The 21,137-nt window shown below is 58.4% G+C and carries 4 protein-coding genes and 1 pseudogene; all 5 read right to left on the minus strand.

What is annotated here, in order from left to right:
* Nucleotides 1–235 precede the first annotated feature (235 nt).
* The 5 genes and pseudogenes from Mal65_RS27205 to Mal65_RS14850 all read right to left on the minus strand — a co-directional run bounded on the left by Mal65_RS27205 (nt 236) and on the right by Mal65_RS14850 (nt 21,052).
* Nucleotides 236–799: pseudogene (locus Mal65_RS27205) on the minus strand (DUF1559 family PulG-like putative transporter).
* A 24-nt stretch (nt 800–823) separates the two neighbouring features.
* The gene (locus tag Mal65_RS14840; RefSeq protein ID WP_145299073.1) at nt 824–1,195 is read right to left on the minus strand and encodes a hypothetical protein; all 372 of its coding nucleotides are present in this window, start codon (nt 1,193–1,195) and stop codon (nt 824–826) included.
* 31 nt (nt 1,196–1,226) lie between these two features.
* Nucleotides 1,227–1,898: a hypothetical protein gene (locus Mal65_RS26530; protein WP_165701288.1), complete on the minus strand. Its 672-nt coding sequence runs from the start codon at nt 1,896–1,898 to the stop codon at nt 1,227–1,229.
* A gap of 57 nt (nt 1,899–1,955) precedes the next feature.
* Nucleotides 1,956–2,504: a hypothetical protein gene (locus Mal65_RS14845; protein WP_145299076.1), complete on the minus strand. Its 549-nt coding sequence runs from the start codon at nt 2,502–2,504 to the stop codon at nt 1,956–1,958.
* 206 nt (nt 2,505–2,710) lie between these two features.
* Entirely contained in the window at nt 2,711–21,052 is an 18,342-nt protein-coding gene (locus Mal65_RS14850) for a tandem-95 repeat protein (RefSeq protein ID WP_165701289.1), read from the minus strand.
* Between the last annotated feature and the right edge of the window lie 85 nt (nt 21,053–21,137).

Consider the following 21,137-nt stretch of genomic DNA (forward strand, 5'->3'; position numbering starts at 1 on the left):
TAACACGGATTTGATTCAGCGATCCCAGCGGCGACGACCCAGGTCCCATTCGATTCGGCGGCGGTCTGGATTCTCTGTGTACGAAGGGATGCGAAAGCCCCGGCCGACTGGAATCCATGCCGCCAAGCGTTTGACCAAAGGCGGGTTCACGCAATCGATGTCATGCCTGCCATTGACGATCGAATCCAATCCGCCAACCAATAGCCCAAACTCATCCGGAATCGGGCTCGCTTGGTCAATCGCATCCCAGATCAGGGCAACCTGAGCTATCAAAATCGCCGATAGCAAACCGCCCGTCGGGGCCAGCCTTGCTGTCGGTAATGATGTCGCCTTCACACGCGGCATAGTCCGTCCTTGCAACATCACCAAGCGGATGCGGGTTCACCGGCATGGGTTTCTTTGCACACTTCACCACGGCGGGCCCTGGTCGCGACGGGCATCGCACCAGAGGCAATTCAACCTGAAGAGGCTGTGCGGGTATCAAGCCATCGTCAGTCGGTCGTATTCGATCGAACAAGGCTTGTTGTTCCAAGAACGGAAGGCAGCTGAAGATCCAACCGCCCGGCTGATTTTCGCCGACACCGCGTCCCGCGATACCGACCTAACGATATCCCCAGCCTCCGGTGGGTAAATGCCTGAAAGCGTTGTGATGATGATGAGAAGCTAGAGCCAACTGACGCAAACGATTTTGGCAAGTGTTGATGCGTGCCCGCTCACGTGCCGATTGAATCGCCGGCAAAGAGATGCCCGCCAATAGGGCGATGACAGAGAATACGACCAGTGATTCGATCAGGGTCACGCCCAAAAGCTTCGCGTAAACATCTCATGTCGTTACCCGCGTTTCGCAAATGGTAAAGTATGCCGCGGCCAACAGTACTAGTGTCCCCAACAAGATCAAGACCCGAGCCATGGACCACCCAGATTCCACGACCAATGAAGCGCCACCGCATTCATCAACGATCGTCATCCCCGACGTCAGTTTTGGTTGAAACATTTCGACCGAAGACGTTTCCATCCGCTGGACATTGATGTCCGATAGAACGTCGTGTCCCCAAATCACAGGTGGTCGATCATTCTGCGTCGAGGTCTCGACCAAGCTAAAGACCCACTTGTTGGGAAGGTCCGCTTCCGCATCCGCATACTCACATTCAATGATTCGGTCGGTGCGATTGTTTCCTAAAGTGCGGCGCACCATTCGTCTGCGAAGTCGAGGTTCATCACCGGCCTCAAATTGCAATCGAATGTCGACTGTTCTTGGTCCGCGTCGGGTCTGCCACTGTATTTCGAAAGCCTGTCCACCCTGCAGATCCCCACCGCGTCTTCGCAATCGGATGATGCCGAAGAAGTTCCAAAAATGAGCAGAATTCGATGATCGCCGACGGATCTTCGCCGACGCTGCGATTCGCTATGAACCATAGGATTTCGGATCCCAACGGTTGCGAACGATCCGGGATCCCATCACACAGGATGCGGCAATAGTCAAACTGCGCCCCGCCGCTTTGACTATGTAGCAAATATTGCCGATCCCCATCAAACCATTCCGCATATTTCCGAATGGCATGGTCTTTTCCGGAATGGGCCCCCCCTTCGATTCTGAAACGCCCATGAAGATCGGCGACAATTGAAAACGGAAACCGGGCCTGGACCAGCGTGCTGTTGCTGTCAGAGTCGTCCGGGCCACCGGACAGTGGACTCGGGGGACGCTGTCGCACCACGGCCTGGGCGTCCAGTCGGAAAGCCGAACTTTCAAATCGATCGGCAATGGCCTGGTAGTGCGTCGCAATCTTTTCAATCTGCTCTGCGGTGCTGATGCAGTAGGCCGGTCGCGCCGAGGAAGGCAGAAGCGTTACCAGGCAAACCATCACGCCGAAACAGGATTTCATAAGATTCGAACGCATTGCGTTTCTCCCAGAAGCTGTTTTAGAAGTTCATCACTTTCATCAAAGCGTCAAAGCCTAGGAAAGAATCAGCAAAGAGAACCGTACCGGAAAAGTCCCCTTGGAATGTCCGCTGACCATTTGAACGTCAATCGTACTGGGGTACTCATCGTCGGTAAGCATTGAAAAGTGTGGTTCCGCTTCGATCCATTGAAGCTTTGGCCTTTGATTGCCCGAGTCGATCGTCTGCGACATCGGACGGACGCCGTAGTCGCCCAGCATCGGCGTTCCGATGGTCCAGCGAAAAGATGCGTCATGTACCGTACCCGGCTGAACATCCATAGAATCGCCGGATGTGCTGACGCAGTCACACGCGGTCCTCGGCACGATCTTGGCCTGACGATCTGACGCGTTTTGAATCGCGAACGTCACGTCGACGCGATCGCCGGGACGATGACGTCCCGCGTCAATCACCTGTGTCTTTAGAAAAAGCGAGGTTTGCTGCTTTGATGAAGTGGTGGACGACACTGGGTGCCACCACATCGTCAGCATCAAACCACATGCGACAAACGCCAGAACCGGTCCGACAAATGATCGCGTGACATCGCTCGATCGAAGCCAAGACATGGCCGGCCCCAATTGCCCATTAACGCCCGTCGAAATCTTACAAGTTTTACGGGGAGGGCAATCGCCATTTAGTGAATTTTAGGGAGTCTTCTTTCGCCGAAAGCGTTTGCTTCACGGTCTTGCGCGTATCCGCAAACGAAAAACAGGGGCGTCCGAATGAACTTCGGACGCCCCTGCGTCATGGATCGTTGATGTGATCGAACGCTTTACAGCAGATCCGCCAACGCGGCATCGATCGCGTCGACCGACTCTTCATCGTCATCGTCGGAAGCGACAGCAATCAAGCCCAACACCGAGTCTTCGACGACGTCGTACTGGGCACTGCCGACGACTCGGTCGGTGACCGTTTCGGTGGTCGCGGCGACGACATCGCCGACCGGTGCCGTGACGGACTGGGCCGAATCGACTCGCAGCGGGGCGACCGAAGCGGATGATTCGCCTTCGCCGGCAACGGATCCGCCACCGGTGCGATTCAAGTGGTTGATCACCAACAGAGAATCGAACGCGGTGATGAAGCGGTCGCCACTGACGTCATAGTACGGCGGTGGCACGTCATCAGGTTCGACGGCAATCGGTCCTCCGCCCGCACGTTCCAGTTCGTTAATGATCAACAGAGCATCGATCGCGGTGATAAAACCGTCATCATTGACGTCGTTGAATTCCGTCTGGTTCTGCAACCGACTGGCGATCACCTGAACGGAAACCAACGCGGTGTTGCTGACAAAACCGGCTTCGTCGGACACGGTGTACTGGAAGCTGTCGTTGCCAACGAATCCATCGGCCGGAATGTAGTCCACCGTTCCATCGGTATTGACGGTGACTTGGCCGAACGCCGGTGACGTGACAATCGAAAGACTTTCCGGATCGATCAATCCGTCATTGTCCACATCGTTGTCAACCAAATCGATGTTGATCGTCTCGTTCCAGTAGGTCACCGCACGATCGTTGTTGGCAATCGGCGCGACGTTCAGCCCCAACGTGATCGTCGCCGGCTGGCTTCGCAGCCCCGAATCGTCCGCCACGGTGTACGTGAAGGAATCGGTACCGCTGGTGCCCGCAAACGGCGTGTAGATGATCGTGCCGTTGGGTCGAACTTCCAGACTTCCGAACGACGGCTGGCTGGTGATTTCAATCGACGACGGGTCGATCGCGCCGTCAATGTCAAAGTCATTGACCAATGGCGTGATCACGGTCGGTCCATCTTGATTCAACGACGGGTTGTCGGGGACCAAGACGGGCGCGTCATTGCGACCTTCCACATCAATCGTCACCGTGACCGGTTGGCTGGTCGCACCGGCGCTGTCGATCACTTGATAGGTGAAGGTGTCGAACAACGTTTGGCCTTCGGCCAGTTGTTGCAACAGGCTTGCGTCGGTCGGGTCGTAGGTGATGTCACCGGTGGTGCTGTTGTAAGTCAACCGTGCACCATTGGACGTGAACGACGAAGCCGGCAGAACGACCGTCAAGGTGTCCGTCGGATCGACATCGATGTCGTTTGCCAACAACACGGACGAAGGAATCGTCAAAATCGAATCTTCGTTGTGTTCCAATTCATCGGCGACGGCGATCGGAACATCATTCACCGGAGTGATTGTGATCGTCAGCGTGGTCGAAGCCGCCTCGGCACCATCGGAATCAATCGCTCGCACGGTCAAGTCGACCACACCCGCGGCGTCATCAGCCGGAGTGAATTGCAACGTTCCGTCGGGCGAAATCTGTGGCAACGATGCGAACAGCGACTGCGATTGCGTGGGCGTTTCGACGACGAAGCTGACCGTCTGGCTGCTTTCATCGGCCGGTCCCGGAGAGATATCCGTGGCCCACGGTTCGTTGTAAGCACCGCTGTCTTCATTGACCGTGACGTCAGTTCCCGGCGTGTAGGTCGGCGGGTCGTTGATCGGATTGACCGTGATCGTGAAGGTTCGCACCTCCGATGTATCGATGCCGCCATTGTCGGTGCCGCCATCATCCATCAGCTTGACTTCGAACGTTGCCGTACCGCTTTGATCATCGGCGGGTGTGAAGACCAGTTCGCCGTTGGTGCCATTGACCGTCGCGGTGACCGAACCATCGAACAGGTTCTCGTTGGTCGTGCTGACCTGCGTGATCATGAACGAGACGACTTGTGGATCGACGGTCGCCGTTCCATTGACTTCGTCGCTGGCGCTGGTCGGGCCGGCCTGGACATTGGTTGCCCAGTCGCTGACGGTGACCGTACCGGCGTCTTCATCGACGACAACGTCATCGCCAAGGCTGAATTGTGGCGGGTCGTTGATGGGATTGACCGTCAGCAACACGTTTCCTGCAGCGATCCGCGGATCATCCACCACCGGGCCACCGGCGACGGCCGTTTGGCCGTCATCGGTCACGGTGTAGATAAAGGAATCAGCACCGGTAAAGTTTTCACGCGGGGTGTACCGCAGTGCAACGATTTCATTGCTGCTGTCCAAGACGGGCGTCAGCGTTCCACCGGCAGCGGTCGCGATCGGATACGGACGTGCCAAAGCCAGCGTTTGATTGCCGCCGACTTCCGGTGCGATGTCGGCCGCTTCGTTCGCCGGTCCGACGAAGAATTGGTCCAACATGCCCGTGGTGATGCCGTCGCCACCGACCGGAATTTCGATCGACCCGTCTTCGTCAACCGTGTAGGCCAACGGTTGGTTCGGATCCACCAACATCGGCGGGTCGTTGATCGGCAAGATCTCAATCGTCAACGTCATCGCCGCCGATTGGTTGATGTCACCACGGCTGGGATCGTTGGCACCATCGTCGAACAGGACGACGTCAAATTCAAAGCTGCCGAACACATCGGCGGCCGGCCGGAACACCAGGTCGCCACCGGCGGAAATCATCGGGGCTTCGCTGAAGAAGTCCGCCATGTCCGCGGGGTTGAAGTCTTGCGGCGTCAATTCGAAGAACACGTTCTGGCCGCTGATCGCGTCGATTTCATCAAACGCGGTCACAGGCGATGCCGCGGCGATGCCAGTCGCGAAGTTGTTGAACACGCGGCGGGTGCTGTCTTCTTCGACCTGGACCAAGCCCTGCGGCAGATTGAACTGCGGCGCGTCGTTGACCGGGTTCAAGACCAACAAGACGGTGTTGCTTGCCGTCAATCGGTCCTCCACCAACATTCCCTGATCCAGCGAATAGGTTTCGCCGCCGTTGGGATTGTCGTCGATGACGTCGTAAGTGAACTGGTCGAACTGGACGACATCGGAATTCAAATCAACCGGCGGGACGTAGTTGAAGCCGATGATTTGCCCGCCGTCGGCGACCGGCGTCAACGTGCCGCCGCGGGCGGTCGTCAAATCAATCCGATCCAATTCCAGGATTTGGTTGCCACCGGGCAGATTCGCCAACTCGTTGGGCGGGCCGGCGACAAAGACGTCCATCAGACCGATTCGGGCGTATCCGGCGGCGGAGCCGTCTTGCTGAAGCGGAATGAAGAAACTGTCGGAATTCGGGTCGGCCGAATTGTCTTCGCTCAGGGTGTACGTGATCGAACCATCGACCGCCGACACGCTGTACTGATCGTCCGGACCGGCCATGTCGGACTGGCCGGCGACCGAAGGATCGATCTGCGGCGGGTCGTTGACCGGCTGGACCACCACGGTGACCGTCGTCGTCAGGTCGACAATGCCGTCGCTGATTTGGATCACGTATTCCGCGGTGCCATAGGCGTTGGGTGCCGGGTCGACGATCAAGTCGCCGTCTTGGGTGATCTGCGTCGCCGTCTGCATCAGTCCCGGTGTTTCGGTCACACCGACGATCGACAACGTCAACGTCTGGTTGGCCAATTCGTCTTCCGCAGTGGGCGGACCGGCGGCCGCGTTGGTGATGACACCGGGAATCGTGATCGTGTCGTCGGCGACGTCACGTTCCAGCAATTCCAGCATCGTTTGTGCATCGAACACCGGGTCATCGTTGACCGGTTGCACATCGATCGTCACCGTCGCGGTGGGGGAAGCGGCCAATACTGCATCACCCACCATTTCTTGGGTGCCCAATCGATAGGTGAAGGTGTCCGTGCCGTTGAAGTCCTGGTTCGGCGTGTAGCGGAACGTTCCGGCGAACGGATCGATCATCTCCACCACACCGTTGGCCGGTTGGTCGACGATGAATGCACCGACGGGCAACAGTTGCGTGTCCAGGTTGGTATCGTTGATCAGCAAGCCGGACGCCTGGTCGGTGATTTCCAGCGTGTTGTCTTCATCCAACATGCCCAGATAGGAATCGTCCACGGGCGTCGCCGGCGCGATTGAACGCACGGAGACTTCATAGTCTTCGACTTCGCCACCGACGCTGACACCATCCGGTCCCAGGTTGCCGCTGTCGCTGACACGCAGCCGCATCCACGTTTCACCTTCGATGGCCGTCATCGGGACTTGAACGGTCAGCGAATTGACACCCGTGGTGACCGGTTCGCTGCGGAAGATCTGTTCGCCGTCGTCGTTGAAGTCGCCGTCGGCGTTGAAATCGATCCATCCGTCCAACAAGCCCGTTCCGGTCACCGTGATGGCGATCGGCGTACCGGCCGAATCGGCCTTGTTCAAGAACCCGACAACTTCGTCCGCGGTCAACGTGCCGCTGGACCCCGGCGTCGCAAAGACCGTCAACACGTCGCCGTTCAGCGCGGTGAAGGTTCCCGTCGAAACACCGTCTTCGTCGTCGATGGCAGTCAGACGGAAGATCGCGTCATCGGGATCACCGATGTCGCCAACAACGGATCCGCCAAAGGAATCTAGTTGTCCGCGGATCACCGTGAACGTCTTCGTCGCAATGCTGCTAAGTGATTCACCGTCGGCAAAGACGACCGGCAGGTTATTACCCGTCGGGTTATCGACCACGCGGATGAATTCCAATGTGAACACCGTGCCGTCGATGTTGACGGTCAATGTTTCGCGTCCGGCGGGTGCTTGGACCAATTCCAATTCGGTGGTGCCGTCGCCCAAATCAGCGATCGTGAACAGCGAATCGGACTGTGTCACGGCCATCGGCAAACGATCGTCGTCGGCACCCGGTGACGGTTGGCCGTCGGGTTCGCTGTCGATCAACGATCCCAGGATGACCGAAGTCGTGTTGGTCAAAGCGTGACGTGCACCATTGACGTCCAACATCGTCGGATAGGACAGCCCGCCCGATTGCGGCGCGTCGCCGAAGTCGAACTTGACTTCGGGCATGATGATCGTGAATCGCGTTTCCTGGTTGTCCCGATTCGGGGCCACCGGATTGCCGGCCAGATCCGAAACCGCAGGAACAATCGATGCCACGTCGACCGGTTGGCCGTCGGCACCGATACCAATGATCGACTCGGTTTGGCTGAACAGAATCGTTCCGCCACCGGGCGAGAACGTCTCGCTGTCCAGCGGCGACAAACGCACGGCTTCGACCAGCGTGGCGGCGACCGCCAGCGGGCTGAAATCGGCCGTCGGCAAGAATCGGACCGGGATCGCACCACCGCTGACACCGTCAACCACCAACGTGCTGGTGCCGACGTCGACCGATGCGGACACTTGCGACTGACCGGCCGGCGGGATCGCGGCCTGTTCACCCAGTGCAATCACATTGCCGTTGGCGGTCGGTGAAAGCGTTCCGGTGAACGCGATGCCGATTTCGCTGGCGATGACCGCCGCGATTTCGTTCGCCGTCGCCGCCGCATCGAATGTTACCAAGCGGTTTGCCGATGTGGCGTTCGGGTCGGTGTTCAACTGGAACGTTTCCGACAAGGTTCCGTTGGTCACGGTAAAGGTTTGACCGTTGACCGCCGAACCCGTCGTACCCGAGGGAACGGTGATCATCAGCGATCCCGTGACGCCGGCCATGCCGATCGTCTGAATCGCGATGTTGCCGATCGACAGGCTGTCCTGGGCGGTTCCGCCCAACAGAATCGATCCGTCGCCGATGGCCTGGGCACCGTCCAGCCCCAAAGGCTGGGCGGCAACGACCGCGGCAATCTTGGCCGCCATTTCGTCGGGCGTATCGGTACGTTCCAAGCGGACCGCCACGTTGGTGCCGGCGACCGGATCATCGTCAAAGGTCAGTTCGAAGTTGACCGTGTTGCCGTTGCCGGTGTAGCTGAAGATATCGCCGTCTTCCACCGCTTGGTCGGAACCAAAGATCGTCAGTCCGGCAACCGTTCCGCTGATCGCGTGGTTCGATGTGAAGCCCAACTGGATATCACTTTGGCCGACCGCCACCGGTGCGATGTCCAGCATCGTGATGATCGCGGGATCTGACAGAGCCGCAAGGATCGCGTCACGCACACCGACCACGGTACCGGCGGTGGAGATGTCGATTTCCACGTTGCCGGTCTGTACCGCGCCGGCTTTGTTGAATTCGAATCGCTGGCTTGTGCCATCGGGTGCCGTGATGGTGAAGAAAGCACCGTCTTGGAAATCAGACGGCGCGCCCACCGACACCGATTTCGGCGTCGGGATGTTCAGCACGTACCCAGATTCAAATTCAAAGACCGACTCATTGCCCGATGCATCGGTGATGACCAATTGGTCGCCGTCGGTGATTTCGTTGCCGGCCGGAGCGTCGTAGGCGACCCGTTCGCTATTGTTCAGCGTGATTTCATAAACCGCGTCGGGATTCCACAACCCGGCCAACGGCGTCAGACGAATCGTACGACTGTTGTCGCTGTAGCCGAACGTAAAGTCGACACCCGGGATCAGCCGGCGGCCGTTCTCGGTCAACAACACGCTTTCTTCGGTGATGGTTGCTCCATCGGGACCAGTGCCGTTTTCATCCAGCAACTGCAGCTCAAAGAACTCAACCGTTCCCATCGCCAAGCGAACGAACGATTCGTCCGGGTCACCATCGCCATCGGGGACGATCGAACCGATCGCGTCTTGTGGCGTGGTCAAAACCGCGATGGGTCGCGTCGAATCGGACCGGTCGATTGCACCGCGATCGATGAACACGTTGCCACCGACACCGCCCGGCGACGAGACCGTCGGGTCATCGATCCGAGGCTGGCCATAGGCGTCAAAGCCCGGGGCGATGATGGGCGACGGCGAAATGCCCGACGGTTCCTTGACCGTCAAGAACAAATCGCTGCGGTCGGCCAATTCGGCCACCGAACTGTCGATGATCTGCGATCCCATTGCCGGGATGTAGATCTCACGGGCCGGATCGGCAAAGACCGGCGTGCCCGAGGGGATCACGATCGACTGCGCCGACAGCGGCACCGTCGCGTTGGTCCCGTTGTCTTGGAAAGCGTTCGCACCGATCACCGTCCCAGCGGCTTCGCTGGAAGCGTCGACGTCGATCCCGGTCGCAAAGTTGGTCACGACATTGTTCAGCAAAGTCGGTGCGGCGGAGCTTTCCACGGTGATGCCGCTGCCGCTGCCGTTTCCGACCACCGTGTTGTTGACGATGCGTCCGTAAGAAACCGGTGCAGGGCTTTGGCCCGCGTTTTGGGTTCCACCGGCGAACAAGATGCCGCCGACACCACTGTCGTAAACCACGTTGTTGGTCAACACGGCACCGGGAATTTGCGATTCCGGATTCACGTTACGACGCAGTGCCGCCGATCCAGGTCGCGCCAGATCATCGGCCGCACCGCCGGCAACCTGAGCTTGGCCACGATCGCCCGCGGTCGCACTGATGCCGTAGTTGGCCGAATGGCTGATGAAGTTGCCGCTGATCAGAATTTGGCCCTGATCGCGCTCTCGATTCTCGTCCGTTTGACCGGTCTGGTAGTCGACAATCAAAACGTCGCGATCGGGGATCAGGTCGTTGGTTGCGGCATGCGGGCGAACCGTCAACGCGTATTCGCCACCGACCACGTCGATGGTCGCCACCTGGATGTCGTAGTAGCCATCGGCGGGCGCCGTAAAGGTCAGGAACACGCCCTGCTGTGATTCGCCAGGAGCGAATCCTGAATTGGCAGACGCCAGTAGCGTTTCATCGCCGTCGAAGACGGACAATTCAGCCAAAAAGAACGAATTGTCTTTCGTGTACCCAAAGGTATCCAAATCGATGTCGATCACTTGGTTCATCGACAGATAGATCCGCACACTGTCGGTATCCGATGTTGGCAGCCCGCCAAACGCCGTCCCGTTGATCGCCTCATCGACGCGATCACCGATCTTGCCCGTCGCGACCAAGACATCGGTATCGCCGTTGACATAACCCGAAACGGCCGAACGTGCCAGTGAATCACCCACGTTGACGTAGGTCACCGTTTGCGTGTCGTGGTCGACCATCGGCATCGTGCGTGATGTCGCGCGACCTTGATAGGTTTCCTCGGCCACCAGATCCATGCGGATGAATCGGCCACCGCCCGGGTTGACCTGGATGTCTTCGCCGAACAATTCAACCCGGTTTCCAGTCGTGATGCTTTCACCCGGAACGTTGTTGCTGTCGTCGCTGTCATAGGTCGCCGCGACAATGTCCAAGACCTCTTGCACCTGTGGCGTATTGATCGCATTGCGAATCGCAACGGCAACGTACTGCGGCTCGTCTTCGCTGGCGTCAAACACCACGCGAACATTTCCGTCCGCGATACCAGGCTGCAGAACGTCGTCGAATTCAAAGGTCAGCGAATTCGTGCCGTCGTACAACACGAACGTGTCGCCGTCTTGCAGATACTGTCCCGCTTGGGTGAACAGTGTCACCGCACCTTCGGTCAAACGGTCGTTGGTATCGAAACTGCGTCCGGCTCCAGCGGGCGTGGTCAATCCCAACCCGACAGCAGCGTCGGTGGGCACGCCAAATTCGTCAGAAGCCCGAATCTCCAGCGAGTATTCACCGACCAAAATTTCGTTGGGTCGTTCCGGCTGGGTCGAACCACGTGTGGTTTCTGGGTTGTTGATAAAGTCGAAGACGTTCGTTGGTGCATCCAGGACCATTTCACCGCGTTCGGCGAACCCGATGATGATGTCGTCGATGTAAACACCTTCGACTTCGTTATTGGCCGCACCTTGCGATCGAATCTGATTCGTCGCAGTGAAGCTGGTGGAAACGGTTTCCCCGAATTCGTCACCAGGAAGCGCGGTGCTAAGCCCGTACGGTCCGACACTACTGAACGAGGTCTGGAAAATTCGAATCCGATTGCCACCGACCAATGCATATTGGTCAATCGTTGCTTTGCTGATGCCGTCGTCGGCGGTCACCGCGCCGAAGCCTTCGGCGATCGAAATCCGCAACTGGTCGGCGACCGCGAAGCTGTTCATGGTCGAATCAAGCTGAACCGCGATCGCGCCGGGTACTGAAGGCGAGAACGAAACAATTGCGGATCCCGCTTGGACCGAAGCCGATCGACCGTAGATCAAGTACAGCACATTGCCCGTGCTTTGGACGGCCTGGAACTGCGGATCGATGACCTCCCACAGGGCTTCTGCGATGTCCGCGCCGGTGTCGGTTGGCAAGAACAAGACCTCGTTGGGTCCCGCCATGGTCATGCCATCGTCTAACACGAACGTGATCGTTTGGGCATTGGCCGCGGTCGGATCGTTCTTGGCGACCAGGGTAATGGTTTCGCCATCGACCAATCGATCACCACCGGGCACCGTGATCGGAACAACGCTGGTGTCGACGTCATCGGTATCCAAGGACGTATAGACCGGATCCGTTGTAATGAACGCGACTGGTGGGTCTGTCAGTCCGAGATCCGGGTCCGGGTCCACCACGACATTGACGCCCAAGCCATCAGGCGACTGATAGGCGTTGATATCAGCACCACGCAGAAGCTGAATGACTGAGTCGAACAGGTCGGCACCCGTTTGACTGTCGTCAAAGTAGACCAAGTTGAAGGCAGTCGGAGGAATCTGGCCCTGCTCGACGAATGTCAAGACCACAGAGTCCGTCCCGTCGCTAACCAACAACTGCTCGCCGGAGCGGAGATCCACCGCATCGGGAATCTGGATTTGCAGACGACTTTCGGTATCCGTGACGGTCGCATACGTGAACTGTGAATCTTCGTCCTGAGTGATCGTCGTGGCGAATACTGAAACGGTATCACCGTCCAGAATTGCACCAAGCTCGCCGGTCACATCCAGACCATTGATCGCGTTGAATAATCGTTCTGCGACTAGAAGTTCATTGCCATTTTGCTTGTAGACGACTCCCGGCTGATTAAACGGAAAATCGTCATCTTGGAAATCAATGACATACTCTGTCCCTGAAGGACCGGTGATCCGCAAGAATTCGTCATTGTTGATATCCGCAGCCGGATCGGCAGGGATCTGTACCGTCATTCGACCTTCGCTAACGGTCAATGGATCGACCACAACAATCTTCGTGGTCGATGGGTTAACCGCTATTGTCACTGGTTGCGTAAAGATCACTCGTTCCGCATCCAGGTAGGCTCCCGTCTCAAACGATAGCTCTGCATAGATCGCCGCCGCAATCTCGTCAGCGGTTTCCGTGCCGTCAAAGATGATTTCGCCAGTCACGCCGGTGCTTTCGGCTGCTGTCACGAAAGTGATCGTCGTCGTATTGCCGCCGATGGAAACATCAATCGACTCGCCACTGGCCAGACGCTCGCCGCTGGCCGCAACAATTGAATCGAACGTGTTATCCAACTTGACGGTTGTGTTCAGCCCGATCGGGGTGTTGCCCAATGGGATGACGTTCGTCGCGGCCAACAGACTGACGCGACCACCACCGTCGTTGTATGGACGCAACAGTTTCGGCAATCCGGCAACCACCGCTTGCGCCACTTCGTCGGCGGTCGACGTCGGCAAGAAGACAATCTCACCCGGCAACGGATCGGTTGCCAGCGGGCCTTGGCGGAAAGTCGCAGTGACATTCCCAGTTGGGCTTTGAACGATGAACTGATCACCATCGGTCAGTTGCGAACCATCGGGAACGACGATGTCTTGGCCGACGATGTTTTCCAGGACGACCGTCTCGGTGCCGATACCGGTTTGCGTCGTGGCGACCACCGTGCTGTTGTCCGGGATTTCGTCGCCCGGCACGGCCACCAGTTCGACCGAACCTGCGTGGGCACGCATCGTTCCGTCGGTACTGAAATCAAATCGCAGCCGAACATTTTCGTTGCCGGCCAGCGGCGAAATGTCGATGCGAGCCTGACGCCAAGTTCCGCTGTCGTCAAAGATCTCTTGAACAGGAATCCCCGACGTCGCGAAGTAGTCGTACTCATCGACCCCCGACGCACTTCGATAATTGTCGTTGGTCGCCAACAGGTGCCAAACGCCGTCGTCGCCAGAGGCGAACACACGAAGTGCATCGTTTTGGTTGCGAGTGTTCGGAACGTAATCGTCGTCCGCTTCAACTTCCAAGAAGTAATTGAAATAGACGGTCGGCTTGTCGTTGCTGCTGTAGCCTTCCAAGCTGAACGCATTGGAAATGATCGTTCCGTGAGATCCACCGGGTGCCAATTGCCCCAGCGCATCACCCTCGGGACGTTCCAGCGTGTTGTTGGGCTGGTTGTTATCAATCTCGAAGCCGTAATAGAAACTATTGCCGGCGTTGTTAACTTGCAGACGGCTGTTGTCGTACGGCACGTCGCTGAAGCCGTGACCGCCATCGTTACGTCGGTCGGTCGTCGTGTGCCAGGGAGCCGCTTCCAGGGTACTGAAGGCTAGACCAGTCGTGGTTGGGGATGCGATGCCCGTGGCCGTCACCAACGGGACCGCACTGCGTCCGTTGTAAAAGACGTATGAAGGCACCAATGACTGCGTCACGGCATCCAATTCAAACGCGTACAGCCATCCATCGGCGGTGGTGGCAAACAGCACGTTACGCAGCGCACCATTCGCAACACCCCGAGGTCCGAATTCCAACCCCGAGAATGCCAGCGTGGTCACACCATGTTCCGGATGCGGTTCCAACTGACCGTAATACTCGGTCGGGATGACTTCGTTGTAGCCGACAAGGTCGCCGAACAACGCGGGCTGATTGACGGTGTAGTCAAAGACGTGAACGCCACCGTTGTCGGTCACCGCGACCATCTCGGTTGACGGACCGTCGGGCAAATAATCGACTCCCGTGATGATCCCGCCATCGCCGTTGTTCCCCAGATAGTTGCCGGTATCCACGATCCCCATCTCGGGACGGTTTTCCGCGGCACCGTATCGGATGTTGTATGGCGCTTGTCCGTACTGAATGTCCTGACCATTCAGTGAACCGCGACGTGTCGCTTGTCCCGTGGTGGTCTGCATCAGATACAGAATGTTCTCAGTAGCACCCACGGGAATGGTGGGGTCGCGAGCAATGCGCCGATTACCAATCGCAACGAAACGATCATTTTGATTGATCGCCGCGGTGTTATTGATGCTGCCGTTACCCAGCCCATTGTCATTGGCTCGGAACGCCATCGCTTCGACGATAAACGTTGAATCGTCGCTATTTTGTCCGTTGTCGACTTCGACGCCGTTACCGCCTTGGTTGGTACGATAGAAGGTCAGGCTGTCGTCACCAATGTTGGTCTCCGATGCATCGGTCGTGCTGATCCGCAGATAGTTACCGATGTTGCCCGATTGATAATTGCTGCCTTCTGGCGGATCAGTCGTGTAGGTGTAAAGGGTTCCGTCGCGACGCATCGCGATGTCACCGTGTGCCTGGTCCCAGTCGCCGATCAACCGATCCAACGTTCCGGTGAACGGATTGAACGAAACCAGCGTGCTGTCTTCTTGACCGCCACCGATGTTGCTTTCCAAACCGACGAACAGTCGGACGTCTTCCAGCGAATATTCGACGATGGGCGAGTCACCAACTCCACCGGTATTGAACAGCGGAACGACCGGTTCATCGGCTGTCCAGCCGAGCGTGCCGTCCAGATTGTCATCGGCGATTCGCCGCAGCGAATTGATCGGCTGCAACCGCACGTTGGTGTGGGCCGAATCGGGATCGAAGAATTGTCCCAGGGCTTCAGGCACGGCCGACGCGTTACTGACGACGACGTAGTAGGTGCCTTCGGGCAATTCGACCGGACCGATGTAGGCATCGGCGGTTCCCGCCGAACCGGCGGTCAGATTTTCCGTGTCGACGCCCGCGGTGGGTTGCCCCTGATCATCGGCCACGTTGCTGTCGCGGCTGTGCAGGATCAGTCGACCGGTGGAATCATAGACCGCCAGCGAAGTGTTGACGCGGCCCAAACCATCGGCATAGTCGATGTCGAACGTGGCTTGAACATACCGCTGTTCGCTGTTGAAGACGTCCGGTTCCAGTTGCTGGTTGAACAAGTCGACTTGATAAACGTCCAAATCGTTGACGCGTGCGGCGGCGGTGACGTTTTGGCTGTTACCGATTTCACCATTGACGACCAACGATCCGCGGTCGGACGTCATCAGGTTGCCCAGTTGATCGGCGATCGCTGGGCTCCAGTTCAGCACCGTCGCGTTGGCGTCATAGCCTCGGCCACCGCCCGTGTAGACCAACGATTCGCTGGCATCACCGGCTAAGGGCGAATGCAGCGGCGCGCCGCTGACGGTGATCGCGTCGGTGGCGTATCGGATGTCGGCCAACTGGATCGTTGAACCGGCAATCTCGTCGGCTTCCCGCAATCGGATCGACAGTTGGTATTGTCCCGATGACTTGCCGTCGGCGGTGCGAACGCGAACGTAGTAGCTGTTGGTCGTGCTGGCCGATCCGTCCAGGACCACGCGGAATCCGGCGTCCAGAATGTTCGGAGATTCCGTTTGGCCGATGCCGCTGCGATAAAGCGGTTCGACGGCACTTTCGGGCAGAATGCTGAACAGTTGCGACGGATCGCTGATTTCTTCGAACGAGTTGTCACTGCTGGCCAAGACGCGATTGTTCACATCAATCAGCTCGACAACCGTGTCCAGTCCGAACGTGGTGTCATCGATGTCGATGAAGACTTCGGTGCCACCGGCGGCATCGAATCGGTAGACGTCTTGATCATCTGGATTGGCCAATGCACCCCGGATGTTGAATCCCAACCGGGCGGTTTCATCGCCTGATTTTTCGTCGCGTGCCAGCAGTCCGACGACTTGCGCGTCATTGGCCGCCGCGTTGTCGTTGATCGCCGCATCGATTGCACGTTCACTTTCGGTGATGAAGGCGACGTTGCGATCATTGACATACGATTCCAATTGCAAGCCGATCCAGTCGCCCGGTGCCGGCGTTGCGGCGGCATTGTCGGTATCGGTTTGCGCGATTCCGGCCGGCGTGAATCCGGCGCCGACGGTGTCATCGGCCAGCGACGTCATGATGACGGGGAATCCGCCTTGTCCCAGAACTTGCAACGTTCCGCCGACGCGATCGGTGATGTCCAGCGGCCGTCCGCTGCCGACCAACGTGCCGTTGGGGCCGAACTTCACCACCAAGCTTTGGTCTGCGTCACTCTTCAGCCGCAGTCCGCTGCGGATGTGATGCGTCATGCTGATGATTTCACCATTGACGATGTGGACGATATCGGTGTCGTCCCAAACGCTTTCGGTGGTCAAGATCTCACTGCGAACCAACAAGCCGTTCAAACCGTTATCGGCCAGGCGGTTGCCATCGATCAGCGGGCCTTGGTTGTCATGATCGCTATCGACGATGTCGACTGGGCCCGTCGATCGACCGTGATCCAAACGATCGGTGTAATCCAGGGCATCCGGGTTGATGCTGATCGCGGCGCCTTCGTTGTCGATGATCGTGTTGGAAACGATGATCGGCTGGCTGCCGCGAACAAAGATGGTCGATTCATCATTAAATCCACGACCGTTGCGTGTGCTGTTGCTGGTGAACCCGTCGGCGTTGTCGCGGATGGTCGAATGAGCGATCCGGACGTCAGCTTGCAGAATTTCGATCGGGTTGAAATCGACCACGTCGCCGGCGACCAACGACAGACCACCGCCGTAGGCGACTTGCGCGTAATCCAGGCTGGCCGATGCGTCTTGACGGAACACCAGACCGGACCAATCGCCCGGCTGCGGCGTCAGCATGCTGCCGTCGTTATTGCTGTCGAACGTACCACCGGCACCGTAGGTATCGTCGGCGCGGCTGGTGAAGATCACTTCGCGACCGTCAACGCCTTCGGCAATGAAATCGGCGCCGAAGGTGGCTTCGATTCGTGCCCCCAACATCTTGACCACGATGCCTGGATCGATCGCCAAGCGGGCGTCGAATCGTGGCAACAGCGTTGTGTCGTTCATGCCGTTGCCCGGCAAGACACCACCACGAGTTTCGCCGGTATCCAAGAACGACGTGGTCCCGCGATCCAATGCGGCCACGAATTCGTATTCCATCGTGCCCGGATTCAACCGATACAAACGGCGTCCGGCGAACGACGACGGCGCGGTCGGCAGATTGCGAATCTCAATCGAACCGCCGGCATCGGCCACCGCCATCACGGTCGGCAAACTGGCCAACGATTCGGTGCCGTCGGCGGTCACATAGGTGACGCGATAGTCATATGCGGTCCCATCAACCAGGGTTCCGCCGGTGGTTTGCGTCAACGTCACGTTCAAGACGTCAGGACGGTTTTCCAGCAACTGCGGCCCACCAGGTTGGCCCTGGATCAACAGCGATTGGGACAACAAGTGAACGATGTCGGTGTCGTCCAAGCGTCCGCTGACGGTCATCGGTTCGGTTTGACCGCCGGCAGGTGTATCGATGCGAATGTTCAATCCGTTGAACGTGTTGTCCAGCAACAGGTTGCCCGACAATTCCGGGCCAACACGGTCATAGTCGCTGGTGAAGCGATCGACACGTTGGAAAATCGGACCGTGGAAATTGGTTTCCAGGAAGCTGTCCGGATCCGCACTCATCGCGGCGTCGGCGGCAAACTGGATCGTGTTGTAGATCAACGTCGGCCGGCTTTCCAACATCGTGAACGTGTTGACGACCGGACGGCTGGCCGAAACGCTGCCCCCGCCGTACTTCATATCGGCGTGCGAAGCGTAGTCCAGGAAGATGCCTTCGTTTTCCCAAACCGGTCGGCCTTCGCTGTAATCAAAATCGTTGCGGAATTCGATGCCGGCCCAGTTGCCCGGTTGTGGGCTGGTCGGCAACGGATTGGTATCCACGCCGATCGATTCATCGTTGTACGAGGTGAAGAACACGCTGCCCGCGGCGTCCAACAACGGTTGCCCGTCGTCATCGGTCGGCAACGGGGTTCCCAAGATCTGTAGTGACGCCAGCGAACGGTCTTCGTCGACCGATTCACTGCCGACGCTGATCTTGGCCGATTGCAATTTCAAAATCGCACCGGCGTCGATCATCACCGTGACGCCTTGGGGGACCTCGAATTCCGATCCGTCACGCAGCACCGAGTTGTTCGTGCCGCCGCGACCGATTTCGTAGGTCACATTGTCGTCAACGGTTTGGATCAGATTATCCGCACCACCGTTGGGCAACAGACGCACGATGTCGCCCGGCCGTGCCGCATCGAATGCAGCGCTGATCGTTTGCAACGGCGCGCCCAACGTTCCGTTGTTCGTGTCACGTCCCAGCTTGTCGACGTAAATCACGCGAGCTTCATCGGCCGCCGGGCTGGCGGTATCGCGTGCGGTTTGGAACCAGAAATTGAAATCACCACCGGCGACACCGTCCGCATCGCCGTCCAATTCCGTCCCAGTCGTGTCGGTGATCGTGGTCCCGCCCTGGCCTTGGAACGTGACCCGCAATTCGTAGCGACCTTCGCTCAGTCCGCCCAGCCCGCTGTTGGCGACTTCGCCGTTGTAGTTTTCGTTACCCGCGGCGCTGACACCAACGATGTAATCGCCCGCTTCGACGTCCAATGCGATGTAGCTGTCGTTGCTGAAGAAGTCGCCGTTTTGCGCGACCAATTCATACGCACCAGTGGCCGGATCGACACGGTACAGTTGCAGGTGAGTGTCCAGCAGGCTGCTGCCGTCCAACCGTTGGGCAAATGTTTCAATGCGGACTTCGCCGTCGACGTTGGCGCTGAACGAATAGAAATCGACGTCGTTGCTTTCCGGTCGGTGCAACGCCTGGCCCAAGCTGACATCGCTTTGGCTAAGGAATTCCGGTTCGACAGGAAGATTCGGATAGAAATCGCTGAAGGTCGTCGACCGAACTTCGTCCGGCGACGAACCGCCCGCGCCGACGCCTTCGGGCAGATGGAACAGGTGACCGATGCCCAACAGGTTGCCAACACCTCGGACCGCTTCGACAAAGAAACTGGGACGTGCATCGGGAGACAAACCGTAATCATCGAACCATGATTCCGCACCGTCAAAGACCAACACGCCACGCGACGGATCGGCTTCGTTGACACGGAACAGACTGTACGACGTGTCCGGGCCGCTGCCCGTTTCGGCGTTGATGATGATGGCCCGCAAGTCACCGGTCACGATCTGCAGACCGCTGTCTTCGGTTTCGATGAACTGCACACCCATGCGTTGGCTGTACAGATCCAAGACTTCGCGGATCCGTTGCTTTTGGGCTTCGGTGATCGCGTTGTTTCGCTGTTGACCTTGCGGGTTCAAACCATACAGGTCGGCGAAGTTGTATTCATAGACATCGATCCCGGTGTTCGTATCGATGCGACCGACGATTTCCGGGTCACGACGCGTGTCACGACTGCCGACCGTGTCGCCGGCGGCGGGCCACGACGGCATGATGTCGTTGGCTTGGATGATCGCGGCATCGGAAACCACGACGCTGCCGGTGCCGGTGCCAAAGTTCACGCCCAGCGACGTCGCGCCGCTGAACAAATCACCGGCATCACTGCTGCCGTCGACGGCGGTCGGCGCGGCGGGCAACGGTTCGCCGCTGCCGATTCGCAGACGATACGTTGCCGATCCGTTGTTGCCGGCCGCATCGGTCAATTCGCTCAGGTCATCGCTGAACGTCAGCACGGCGCGGTTCAACAACGGGTCGTACTCGACCGACGTCGGCAAGGTGACCGAATCATCGGTGTTCTCCACCGTGTCGGACGTGAAGATCAGCTTGTAGAACTGCGGGTTGACCACCGGCAGCCCACTGGTGGCGCTGTTGACCGGTCCGCCGGCTGGATTCGACAGTGGGTCTTCGTTGAAGTAGACGTGGATCTGATCGCGGTGTTGGACACGCGACGCACCGACGCCTTCGATCGGTTGGGGGACCACGGCGGTGACGCGGGGGCCGACTTCCACTTCAAAGCGGATTTCTTCCATCGGCCGCAGGGTGTCCAGCGGGTCGTTGGGCTGGAACAACACACCGTCGGTGTTCCGCAAGCCCACGATACCGGCATTGGTGTCGTCGAAGCCGGCGATTTCAACTTTGTAGATGTCATCGGGCAACGTTTCGGCAAACCGGGCCACGACGATACGGCTGCCACCGTCATCGGCGAAGCCGACATAGCCGGGCGTGATCGGCGTGTCTTCGGCGTCAAACGATCCGTCGCCGCCGGACGGGATGAACCGAATCGCGCTGAGCGTGGACGAATCCAATTCTTGTCCGCCGTCAAAGCGGAACGTCAGCTCGCTGGGGGCGACCGACAGGACGTTGTTGTCGTCCAGTTCGAAGTTTTCGCCGCTGTTGGCCGCGACCGCGACCAAACGGGGTGCCGCTTCGCCAAGATCGGCCGCCAACAATTGACGCTTTTCCAACGTCTGGTGGGCAAGTCGGCGGGAGGGGCGACGGAAGGCAGATTTCTTGACGTTTCTTCGTACGGTCATGGTGACCCGGTCCGCGGAGCTGAAGAAAAGGATGGGGAAGAATGCAGGGACCCGAGCGTCGGGATTCGTCCCGACGCTCGGCATC

Origin of the sequence: Crateriforma conspicua, assembly GCF_007752935.1 — a bacterium.
Taxonomy (GTDB): Bacteria; Planctomycetota; Planctomycetia; order Pirellulales; family Pirellulaceae; genus Crateriforma; species Crateriforma conspicua.